The organism is Waddliaceae bacterium (assembly GCA_018694295.1).
Lineage (GTDB): Bacteria > Chlamydiota > Chlamydiia > Chlamydiales > JABHNK01 > JABHNK01.
Genome location: JABHNK010000021.1, coordinates 17,434 through 28,361, shown reverse-complemented (window position 1 = coordinate 28,361; position 10,928 = coordinate 17,434). Strand labels below are relative to the sequence as shown.

Genomic DNA, 10,928 nt, shown 5'->3' with positions numbered 1-10,928 from the left:
CAGTTATCAATACTTACTTTTATTGATAAATGATAATTGATCATTGATAAATGAGTTCGGAGTCCAAGCTCCGAACTCTGGCGTGGTAATATTCATCTAGAGCATTTCTGATTTCTTCGGACGATGACATCGTCATTATTTTCTCTGTGAGGGCGTATGCGTCTACGATATTCAGCGAGCGTATCACGTTCTTTATTATGGGGATATGCCGCATTGCCACTGACAGGTTTTCGACGCCAAGTCCTATAAGCAGTGCTGTAAAACGTGGGTCTGCTGCTATCTCCCCGCAGATACTTACCGGCATCCCATTTTTTTTCGCTTCTGTTACGATAATTTTTATAAGCCTTATTATGCTAGGGTGTGCTGGTCTGTATAGGTAGTCAACGTCTTGGTTGCCTCTATCTACTGCTAGGGAATATTGTACGAGGTCGTTAGTACCTATTGAGAAGAAGTCACATTCTTTAGCGAGGATATCACATATCAATGCCGCCGAAGGGACTTCTATCATACATCCCACCTGTATTTTCTCTCCGAAGCTTTCGCCTTTGTCGAGAAGCTCTTGTTTCGCCTCTTCTAGGAGTTTTTTTGCTTGCATTAGTTCGTAGTATCCCGAGACCATGGGGAATATGATATTAACGGCGCCGAAGGCGCTAGCACGCAATATTGCTCGCAGTTGTGTTTTGAAGAGCTCGGGGTCTCTTAGCATGAAACGTATCGATCTACATCCTAGGAATGGGTTATCTTCTCTGTTGAACTCCTGGAAATCTCCCCATTTATCACCACCGATATCGAAGGTCCTTATTGTCACGGGGAGTCCAGCCATAGTGGTGACGAGCTTTTTATAGATGACATACTGTTCGTCTTCTGTTGGGAAGGCCTCTTGTTTTAGCAGTATATATTCGGACCTGAAGAGTCCTATATTGGTGTTTGGGTATCGACGTATGTTTCCGATGTCTTCGATATTATCAACGTTAGCCGAAAGTGTTATGCTATATCCGTCGATAGTCTCAGCTTCTAGGCTTCCCGACTTCTCCAAGACGACATATTCTTCGTGTAGTCTTTCTTTTATTGCGCGGTATATCTCTAGAGTCTCTGGTGTAGGGTCTATTATGATATCGCCTGTTCTGCCGTCGACGATAACATTTTTTCCTGACTGTATTTTTTCTTCTATAACGTCGAAGTCTCGTGTAGAGACGTATGGTATTCCTTTGGCTTTGGCGACAATAACGGCGTGTGATGTCTCGCCACACCCTTCTGTGACGAAAGCTGCTACCGATGATATCTTTGCTTCTGCGACATCTGATGGCAGCAGGCTATGTGCGAAGACGACGGAGTTTTCCGGTATTTCTGCTAGAGACATTGTGACGCTTTTTCTTAGGTGTGCCAAGATACGTCGTGAGATATCTTGTATATCGCGAAAGCGTTCGCGGAAAAACTCGTCGGAGATTTTGTTAAATCTTTCTTCATATTCGTCGACGACGAGTCTAAAGATATATTCTGTATTTTTCCGTGTCTCACGGATTTTATCTTCTACGGCGGTAGTGATAAGAGGGTCTTGTAGTATGTGCAGGTGTGTTGCGAGCATATCGGCACCTTCACTGGCGCCTTCTTTCTTGAGTTTTTTCTGCAGTTTCGTGATATCTTTTTTGCTAAGGCGTAGTGCTTTGCGGTATCGTTTTATCTCGTCTTCGACTTCGTTAGCTGCTATTGAGAAATTCGGTATTATTTCATCGGCGAATGTGAATATGAAGGGTTTGCCTATAGCGACCCCTGAACATAGCGGCGATCCTTTCAGGAATATCTTCTTATCAACCATATATTTTATCCCTCTCCGAACTTATTTTCAAAGGCATCGACGAGTTCCTTCATGACGATATCAGAATCGGAACCTTCGACGTCTATTGTTATATTAGCATTTTTATGTACTGCTAGCATCAATATACTAAGTATGCTTTTGGCGTCTATCGTCTGCCTTCTATAGGTGATTCTCACCTTACTTTTACAGCTTTGCAGCATCTGTACTATCGACGTTGCTGGCCGTGTATGCAGCCCTAATGCATTCTTAACGCGTACTTTGCAGGTGTTCTTCATGTTGCGCTTTTCCTGTCTTCGATTTGCGTGCTATTACTTCTAGGAGTTTTGTGTTGAACTCTTCTGCGGAGTTATATCCCACTTTTTTCAGTCTGTGATTAAGTACTATTGTTTCTACTAGTAGTACGAGGTCGCGTCCTGGCTTAAGTGGAACGGTGTGGTGTGGAACTTTTACGCCGAGGATATCGCAATGTTTCTCTGAGAGGCCTATCCTGTCATAGAACTTCGTGTCGTTCCATGCTTCTAGTTTTATTACGAGGTCTACGCGTTTACTTTCTCTTATACACACAGCGCCGTATAGGTTAGCGACGTTTATTATCCCTATTCCTCGAATCTCCATATGGTGTCTTGTCAGTTCTGCTCCTGTTCCTTCGAGGTATGAGTATTCACGTTTTTTTATTATGACGACGTCATCGGAGACGAGGCGATGTCCGCGTTCTAGGAGTCCTAGTGCCGTCTCACTTTTTCCTACCGACGAATCGCCTGTTATTATTGCTCCTACGCCGAAGACTTCGACGAAGGTGCCGTGCATGCTGACGTTTGGAGCGAATGCTTCGTTTAGGAGTAGTGTTAATTTGCTGATGAGGTTCATCGTCATCATCTTAGACCTGAACAATGGTATCCCATATTCCGAGCACAGATCGACGATTTCTTTGGTGGGTCTATAGTTTCTAGAGACGATTACTGCTGGCACTGTCATGGAGAATATTGCCCTTAACCGTTCTATACGCATTTCTTTAGGCATATCACGGAGGTATCCCATCTCGACTTTCCCGAAGACGATGATCCTTCTGCCTGTATGCCCATAAAGATATCCCGACAATGCAAGCCCTGGCCTTTGAACGTCTTGTGAGCGGATACTTCGTTTCATGCATTCTTCGCTTTCAACGATTTTAAGGCTCAGCGCTGTGCCGTGTTCTTTATAAAGATCTTTTACTCTATACATAAGCTATACCCAAAAATTCAGCAACATTCTATAATCATAAGAATTAAAGAACAACCCAAAAAAAAACAAGGACTTTTGTTGTGAAGATAGGAGCTATCGTACAGGCACGCATGTCTTCGTCACGTCTTCCTGGTAAGGTGATGATGCCGTTACCTCGTAGTGGTGAGACGTCGGTACTAGAACATGTCATTGTAAGGCTCAGCGCGTCGAAGCTTATAGATACTGTTATTGTTGCTACGACGTCGGACCCTAGCGATGACATCATTGTCGACACTGCAGTTTCCAATAGCGTCCCATATTTCCGTGGTTCTATGGAAGACGTCCTATCGAGGTACTACCTTGCTGCTAAGGAACACGGTCTTGATATAATAGTACGAATTACTAGCGACTGCCCTTGTATATCGTCTTCTATCGTTGACGAGGTAATACGAAGGCACTGTTCTTCTTCTGTCGACTATACTTCTAACACTATAGTAAGGACATATCCTCATGGTTTTGATGTTGAGGTTTTTTCTTTCGCAACACTAGAGCGCGCATATAACGAGGCTACTAGTTCTTACGACCGCGAGCATGTAACGCCATATATTTATGATACTGGCGCTAAGGCTTTCGTATTACAGAACGTCGAAGCTCCCGAGTCGTTATGCGCTCCCGAGATACGTATTACTCTCGATACTGCCGACGACTATACTGTTCTTTGTGAAGTGTACGCTTCTCTTTATAAAGAAGGACGTCATTTTACCGGAGAGGATGTCGTAGAATTATTCCAGCACTCTGAGGTGTTATTATGAAGGCAACGATATACACAGAAGGCGGCGGAGAGTATGGCCTTGGCCATATATCACGGTGCACAGCATTGTCAGAAGCCTTCGAAGAAAAAGATGTGAAGGCAACAATGGTCATCGCCGAAGGTGGCGTTTCACCTTCGTGGCATGATGGTGATGGAATTATTGCTAGCGACATTGCCGTCATCGACAGCTACCATGCTTCCGACGCGGTGCGTGCTACGATATCGGGAAACGCCGTCACAACATTTTACGTAGAAGACGGCAAAGAAACGTTGCTTAGGAAGGCGTTCTGGGACGTTCCGAAGAAAGATATAAAAGACGCCCCGGAATCTATCCTCATAACCTTCGGTGGCAGCGACCCTATGTGTATGACCTCTAAAGTCGTCGACATCGTATGCCAGAAGTATCCTCTTATGAAAAAACATGTCGTCGTAGGTCCTGGATATCATGGCGATGCTATCGTCGGCGATGCTTTGACGACGGTAGTGACGTCGCCCAACGTCGAAGATTTCAGAGCTCTAATGGTATCATCCGACGTCGCCATCACTGCCGGCGGGCAGACATTGTACGAGCTTGCCGCCTGTGGTGTCGCTATGGTTGCTGTCATCGTCGCCGACAACCAGCAAGGGCAGGTTTCTTATTTCGTCAAAAATGGTGCTGCTTTATCTGAAGACGATAACATCTTAGGAGCCATCGAACGTCTTCATTATAAGACCCTTAGAGCTTCTATGGCAGAAGCTGGATATAATATTATCGCTGACACTCGCGGTGCCCGCGATGTCGTAGACGATATCATTTCTGGAACGCTGACGCTTCGTGCCGCCATCGATAGCGACAGTGAGATTCTGTGGCGATGGCGTAACGATTCTCATACGCGTATGATGTCGAAAAACAGCGACGAGATACCTTGGAAAAATCATTGTGAATGGTATCGCGATGCTAAGAATGTCTTCATCGGCATAGTAGGTGACGACGCTATAGGAACGGTACGTCTCGATAAGTCGACGGTGTCTGTGACTGTAGCGCCGGAATTCCGCGGTAAGGGCTATGCTCAGCATCTTATACGCATGGCGTGCGAAAAATCTGATGCCTCTGTAATATATGCCGATGTCAAGAAAGAAAATATCGCCTCAATACGGGCTTTCGAACGGTGCGGGTTTGTCAAGACCGATGAAGATGGTGATATTATATCCTATAAACTCACTTATGAAAGAATTTCAGAATAGGAATTTTTCACCACAGAGTCACAGAGGACACAGAGAAAGAAAACAATCTGGCTGGGGGAATCTCCCCCAGACCCCCATTTTTGAACTATGAACGATTAACTGTAAATGGTGAACTAAAGTGTTACCTATGTTGGTGAACTGGACCGCCCCATTTCTCTCTGTGTCCTCTGTGGTGAAAAATCCTAATCCTAAATCCGAACTTTTTAGAAAGCTTACCTCTTGCAAGTTCAATCATGGGCTAAACCGAAAGTTAGTAGATGATAAAATTACCAGATGCATCTATACTTTCATATAGTAATACTAAACACAAATGGAGTTGCATATGGTAATCTTCGATGACACAGCACCTGTTTTTCTTGTCGCCGAGCTTTCGGCGAATCATGGCGGCGACTATGATGTCGCTGCTGCGACGATACGCGCCGCTAAAGAGGCGGGCTTCGATGCTATAAAGTTGCAGACGTATACTCCTGACACTTTAACTCTCGACGTCGACAATGAACATTTCACGATAAATTGCGATTCTCCATGGGATGACAGGACGTTATACGACCTATACGAAGAGGCTCATATGCCGTGGGATTGGCAGCCCAAACTTCAGAAGGTCGCTGAAGATTGTGGGCTTGTATTTTTCTCTACGCCTTTCGATACTACTGCCGTCGACTTCCTCGAAGGTCTCGATGTCCCTATATATAAGGTAGCATCTTTCGAGATAACAGACCTTCCTTTGATACGATATATCGCTGAGAAAGGGAAGCCTGTCATTATCTCTACGGGTATAGCTTCTTTCGAAGAAGTCGAAGACGCCGTACGTACGTGCCATGATGCCGGCAACAAACAGGTCGTCCTGTTAAAATGCACGAACAACAGCGCCTCCCCTGCTTCTCTCGAAGAGATGAACCTTACTACTATTATCGACATGCGCGAGAAGTTCGGCGTAGAAGTCGGCCTTTCGGACCATAGCCTAGGCGCTGCCGCCGCCGTCGCTGCTGTGTCGTTGGGCGCCAGTGTTATAGAGAAGCATTTCATCTTAGACAAGTCTCTCGGCGGCCCTGATGCTTTTTTCTCTATAGATCCAAAAGAAGCAAAAGCGATGATCGCCATGATACGCGATGCCGAGAAGATGCTCGGCGTTCCCACCTACGAGAAACGTAACCGTGAATTTGCGCGTTCGCTCTTCGTCGCCGAAGACGTCGCCACTGGCGAGGTTTTCACATCGAAAAATATTCGCTCCGTACGGCCGGGCAATGGTTTGATGCCGAAGCATTATGACGACATCATCGGCAAAAAGGCATCGAAGAAATTAACTCGGGGCACTCCCCTTTCTTGGGAGGCGATATGTTAAACCCAATATGTCCCCTATCCTTCACTATAGGGTTTTTGCAGTGGTGAAGATACAATGCTGAAAGACGAGGCAAATGTTTATTGACATTTGCGAGGAAGGAAGCAATGGAGCTTCGCTACTACAAAAAGAAATATGGTGAAGCCAAGCAGGTGGAAAGTGTCTAAGAAACAATACCAATTGCGAATTTAAAATTCGCAATTAGCACTATAAATAATGTCTTATTTTCTTTATCATCCATAGTATCAGGCAATCTGGCTCATTTTGCTCCTCGCGAATATTTAAAAATATTCGCTTGTCACGAACTAAGCCATCTTACCTAACACTATGGCACTAAAGAAAAGATAGGAGACACATTGGGTTTTATAGATTCACATGCACATCTTACATGTAAAGAGCTCATCGATCAGGATGCCGTCGATGACATCGTCGGCCGTGCCCATGATAGTGGCGTCGAAGCTATCGTAAACATATGCACCGACGAAGATTCTTTACAAAAAGGTCTGGACCTCCACAAAAAATACTCGTGGATATATAACGCTGCGGCAACGACACCCCACGACGTCGAAAAAGATGGCGAAGCGTTTTTTCCTGTAGTAGAAAAACATGCCAGAGACGGTGCCATCGTCGCAATCGGAGAGACTGGGCTTGACTATCACTACAATTACTCCACTCCTGAGATTCAGCGCGACTTTTTTCGGCGATATCTTCGCCTTGCAAAAACTTATGGCCTTCCTGTTATCATTCACTGCAGGGAAGCTTTCGACGACCTATTTTCCATCGCCGACGAAGAATACCGCGGCCTTCCTGCAGTATTGCATTGTTTCACAGGAACGATGTCCGACGCCGAGAAGGTGTTGGATCGCGGCTGGTATATTTCTCTTAGCGGCATCGTAACCTTCAAGAGAAGTGACGATCTTCGTAAAGTCGCTGAGATGGTTCCTTTGGGGCGTCTTCTCATCGAGACCGACACGCCATATCTTGCGCCACAAAAGTATCGCGGGCAGAAAAACGAACCTGCGTATGTTATTGAAGTTGCTGACACTATAGCGCGCATAAAAAATATCCCCCGCAATATCATCGCTGAAGAGACGTCTGCCAACGCACGCGCACTGTTTTTGTAGCGTTATTTTTACGAATGCTGTATTGTTCAAGTGTTAATAAATATAAGGATTCATATATGGGCGGTTCTTTTATGCTGTTGGGTAGCAACCCCTTTTTTCAGTCGTATCTACGTTCTGACTTCTTCGGGAAGAGCATCTTCTTGATGCTGTTTGCTTTATCGATAGTAAGCTGGGCGCTGCTGATCTATAAAGGCAAAGTTCTTCGCAAGACAAGAATGATCTCGCAAGACTTCAAAGACAACTTCGAGAAGCAACAAAAGTCGCCACTATCGGTGGCATACCAACAGGGTTCTCTTTCTTCCGACGTCTGTAATGCTTTCCACGAGATATATCTCATCATCAAGAAACATACCCTCGACATCTTGGCGAAAAATAAAAATGGACACAATGATGACGAACATACATATCTATCGGCTTCTGACGTCGACCTTGTGTCATCGCATATAATGTCGACAATATCAAACCAAGCGAAGAAACTCGAGAAACATCTATATATCCTCGCTACGACGATAAGCTTAGCGCCGTTTTTAGGCCTTCTCGGCACGGTGTGGGGCATCCTCATAACATTCTCGGAGTTACAGGCTTATGGATTCTCGCAGAGCAACGAAGCCGTCCTCGGCGGGCTGTCAATGGCGCTAGCGACGACGGTGTTGGGTCTTCTTGTCGCCATCCCTGCCCTTGTGGGATACAATTATTTCAAAAGTGCCATCAGGGACTTTGAGAAAGACATGGAACATTTCTCTACCGTAATGCTTACTGCTGTAGAGCTACAATATCGTAAGATAGACACTTAGGAATATGTATGGCACGTAACAAAGCTCTTTTTTCTAGGTACCGTGAACTCGATGAAGTTGGTGTTAATCTAACGCCTCTTATCGACGTCGTCTTCGTCGTACTTATTATGTTCATCGTCGTAGCTCCTATCCTCGAGCTCGACAGGGTGCTCCTTGCTACCGGCAATAAAGGCCCTACCACCCACCCTCTCACTCTACAAGAAAAAAGTTCTCTTACTATACACGTCCATAACGACGACACCATATGGTTCAACGAGCGCCTCGTCGACATCCCACAGCTGACACTTTGCCTCAAAGAGGCTCGAGCTTTAAATCCCGGAGGCCGCCTACAGCTTATGCACGACAAGCGTGCAATGTTCGGGACGTATCAGTCGGTGAAAAACGTCGCAGAAGCCGTCGGCTTCGAAGAGATGGACGTCATCCTAAAACCAACGTAGAGGTACTGCCGTGAACGACAACCTCTACAACCTAAAGCCCCTAGGCAATCTCGAAGACTCCCCCAGGCCTTCTATAAAAAAGAAAGTCTTCGTCGGTGTTATCGTCGGACATGTTATCGTCATCATCGCCATGGCATTGTCTGGCGTTTTCACCCCTACGCGCCCTCCTATGCCCGAGAAGCTTCTCGTCACAACCATCACCCTAAAAAAACCTACTGCGACAAAGGCCTCACCACCACAAAAAAAATCTTCCCCGACAAAAACGTCTAAGGAGAAGCCTTCGTCTTCGCAGAAAGACAAAAAACTTATACGCTCTCTTAAAGAAAGTATTGCAAAAATTGACGATACCCCTCATAACATTCCTCGAGAACGTATTACTGTCGTCCCTAAAACCATCGACACCCTCAACATTGATGCTGTCGCTGCCGCCAAAGGGAAACGCCTAAGCGTCGACGATGAGAGCTACCAGGAAGTCCTAATCCGTAAGCTCAAGACATCGTTGGTGTTACCAGAATATGGTGCTGTAAAGGTATCTCTTACGATATCGCGTAACGGTACCGTTGAAGATATTGTCGTTCTCAGTGCAGAGAGTACGAAGAACAAGAAATATGTCGAACGCTCGCTTCCAAGCTTCGTCTTTCGACCTTTTGGCTCTTCGTTCCAAGGACAAGGAAACCATGCGTTCCTCGTCGTGCTTAGTAATGATATGTGAACTACAGTTTTAGGAGATATTTTTTTATGAAATCGACACAGAATTTCTTCATCGTATGTATATGTGTAGTATCGTCTTTCTTGGCATGCTACAGCCTTCACAGCGAAGAATCGTGGGACAACAACGAGATCGTCGTACACCTTGAGACTGCCAGCACGTTAAAGCCGATATACTTAGCGCCTCCATCTTCACATCACAGCGGCAGTCTATCGGAAAAATATATCTCGGCACTTATGGACGTCATGACCTTCGACCTCGACAATAATGGTAAGACACAGGTTATCCCTCCTTCTTCAGAGAAGCAAAAGCTTGCTATTTCTATGTCTCTCGATGACAGCAAGGCATCGTCTGTGTGGAAAGATGCTGGCGTGCAATATGTTGTAAAGATCGACATCAAGAACAACAAGCTTTCTGCTACGACGTTATCTGTCGGCAATGGCATTGTCAAAGCCGTCAACGACATCCCTCTTACCGGAACTCTTTCTAGCGACAGAAGACGCATCCACCAACTCGCCGACCTTTTCCATAAAGACTTCTTCGCCACTGATGGCATAGCGTCTACCCACATATTATATTCTGTACGCTCTCGAGAAAATAGCACTACTTCGTCGAAGTGGACGGCGGAGATATGGGAATGCGACTATGACGGAGCCAACGCCCACCAGGTGACACACCTCAACAACTACGCCATCACACCGATCTATGTACCTTCCAAGAAGGGCTACAGCAGCGGAAGTTTCCTCTTTGTATCTTACCAGATCGGACAGCCTAAGATCTTCACGGCATCGTTACGCGACGGTGTTGGGCAACGCCTAAGCTATCTTCGCGGCAACCAGCTGATGCCTACGATATCGCCTAAGCGTGATAAGATCGCCTTCGTCAGTGACGTCGCCGGCAATGCAGACCTTTTCCTACAGTCCTTCGACCCTGATGTCGGTCCTCTTGGCAAACCTCGCCAGATATTCTCGGCATACCGTGCAACGCAAGGAACGCCGACCTTCAGTCCCGACGGGAAACGTATCGCCTTCGTCTCCAATAAAGACGGATCTCCTCGCGTCTACATTCTCGACATCGCCGAAAGGGCCCACGAGCAGAAAAACATCTCTCCAGTTTTGGTAACGAAGAAGAACCGCGAAAACACCTGTCCATCGTGGTCTCCTGACGGTAAGATGTTAACATATAGCAGCAAAGTAGACGGTGTCAGGCAGATATATGTCTACGACTTCATCACCAACGAAGAGCACCAGCTCACCACTGGCGACAGCCACAAAGAGAACCCTTCGTGGGCGCCTAACAGCCTACATATCGTCTTCAACTCTGTGACGCCATTCTCCAATGATTTGTACCTTATAAACCTCAACAAACCCGTGGCGATGAAGATAAGCGAAGAAGTCAATGAACAGTGCTTCCCATGCTGGGAACCCATAACGCGCTAAAACGTGTATAAAAATAAAAAATAAAAAAACGTTAA

11 protein-coding genes are annotated in these 10,928 nt (G+C 45.9%); 8 read left to right on the top strand and 3 right to left on the bottom strand.

From position 1 onward, the window contains the following. Positions 1–40: 40 nt before the first annotated feature. From ptsP to HN980_02215, 3 genes are read right to left on the bottom strand one after another with little or no spacing between them, the layout of a single operon-like run. Positions 41–1,816: a phosphoenolpyruvate--protein phosphotransferase gene (gene ptsP / locus HN980_02225; GenBank protein MBT6928296.1), complete on the bottom strand. Its 1,776-nt coding sequence runs from the start codon at positions 1,814–1,816 to the stop codon at positions 41–43. 5 nt (positions 1,817–1,821) lie between these two features. Then, on the bottom strand, positions 1,822–2,091 hold the full coding sequence (locus tag HN980_02220; GenBank protein ID MBT6928295.1) for an HPr family phosphocarrier protein: 270 nt from the start codon (positions 2,089–2,091) through the stop codon (positions 1,822–1,824). Then, a complete protein-coding gene (locus tag HN980_02215; protein MBT6928294.1) occupies positions 2,063–3,037 on the bottom strand; it encodes an HPr kinase/phosphorylase in 975 nt (324 codons plus the stop codon). Before HN980_02215 ends, HN980_02220 begins: the two co-directional genes overlap by 29 nt. 80 nt (positions 3,038–3,117) lie before the next feature. Between HN980_02215 and HN980_02210 the strand changes: the two genes are divergently transcribed. From HN980_02210 to tolB, 8 genes are all read left to right on the top strand, one after another. After that, a complete protein-coding gene (locus HN980_02210) occupies positions 3,118–3,828 on the top strand; it encodes a glycosyltransferase family protein (protein ID MBT6928293.1) in 711 nt (236 codons plus the stop codon). Then, entirely contained in the window at positions 3,825–5,051 is a 1,227-nt protein-coding gene (locus HN980_02205) for a UDP-2,4-diacetamido-2,4,6-trideoxy-beta-L-altropyranose hydrolase (GenBank protein ID MBT6928292.1), read from the top strand. The genes HN980_02210 and HN980_02205 overlap by 4 nt, the downstream gene beginning before the upstream one ends. Positions 5,052–5,361: 310 nt before the next feature. After that, the gene (gene pseI, locus HN980_02200; GenBank protein MBT6928291.1) at positions 5,362–6,393 is read left to right on the top strand and encodes a pseudaminic acid synthase; all 1,032 of its coding nucleotides are present in this window, start codon (positions 5,362–5,364) and stop codon (positions 6,391–6,393) included. Between the two features lie 341 nt (positions 6,394–6,734). Continuing rightward, positions 6,735–7,514 (top strand): TatD family hydrolase, encoded by a 780-nt coding sequence (locus HN980_02195; protein ID MBT6928290.1) that lies wholly within the window; start codon positions 6,735–6,737, stop codon positions 7,512–7,514. Between the two features lie 56 nt (positions 7,515–7,570). Continuing rightward, the gene (locus HN980_02190; protein ID MBT6928289.1) at positions 7,571–8,308 is read left to right on the top strand and encodes a MotA/TolQ/ExbB proton channel family protein; all 738 of its coding nucleotides are present in this window, start codon (positions 7,571–7,573) and stop codon (positions 8,306–8,308) included. 8 nt (positions 8,309–8,316) lie between these two features. After that, a complete protein-coding gene (locus tag HN980_02185; protein MBT6928288.1) occupies positions 8,317–8,745 on the top strand; it encodes a biopolymer transporter ExbD in 429 nt (142 codons plus the stop codon). A gap of 10 nt (positions 8,746–8,755) precedes the next feature. Then, a complete protein-coding gene (locus tag HN980_02180; GenBank protein ID MBT6928287.1) occupies positions 8,756–9,457 on the top strand; it encodes a hypothetical protein in 702 nt (233 codons plus the stop codon). Positions 9,458–9,483: 26 nt separating this feature from the next. Then, positions 9,484–10,893, top strand: coding sequence for a Tol-Pal system protein TolB (gene tolB, locus HN980_02175; GenBank protein ID MBT6928286.1), 1,410 nt, complete (start codon positions 9,484–9,486; stop codon positions 10,891–10,893). Positions 10,894–10,928: the final 35 nt, after the last annotated feature.

Coding starts and splice junctions, on each gene's coding strand:
- ptsP (MBT6928296.1), bottom strand. CDS start 1,816: ATGGTTGATAAGAAGATATTCCTGAAAGGATCGCCGCTATGTTCAGGG.
- HN980_02220 (MBT6928295.1), bottom strand. CDS start 2,091: ATGAAGAACACCTGCAAAGTACGCGTTAAGAATGCATTAGGGCTGCAT.
- HN980_02215 (MBT6928294.1), bottom strand. CDS start 3,037: ATGTATAGAGTAAAAGATCTTTATAAAGAACACGGCACAGCGCTGAGC.
- HN980_02205 (MBT6928292.1), top strand. CDS start 3,825: ATGAAGGCAACGATATACACAGAAGGCGGCGGAGAGTATGGCCTTGGC.
- pseI (MBT6928291.1), top strand. CDS start 5,362: ATGGAGTTGCATATGGTAATCTTCGATGACACAGCACCTGTTTTTCTT.
- HN980_02190 (MBT6928289.1), top strand. CDS start 7,571: ATGGGCGGTTCTTTTATGCTGTTGGGTAGCAACCCCTTTTTTCAGTCG.
- HN980_02185 (MBT6928288.1), top strand. CDS start 8,317: ATGGCACGTAACAAAGCTCTTTTTTCTAGGTACCGTGAACTCGATGAA.
- tolB (MBT6928286.1), top strand. CDS start 9,484: ATGAAATCGACACAGAATTTCTTCATCGTATGTATATGTGTAGTATCG.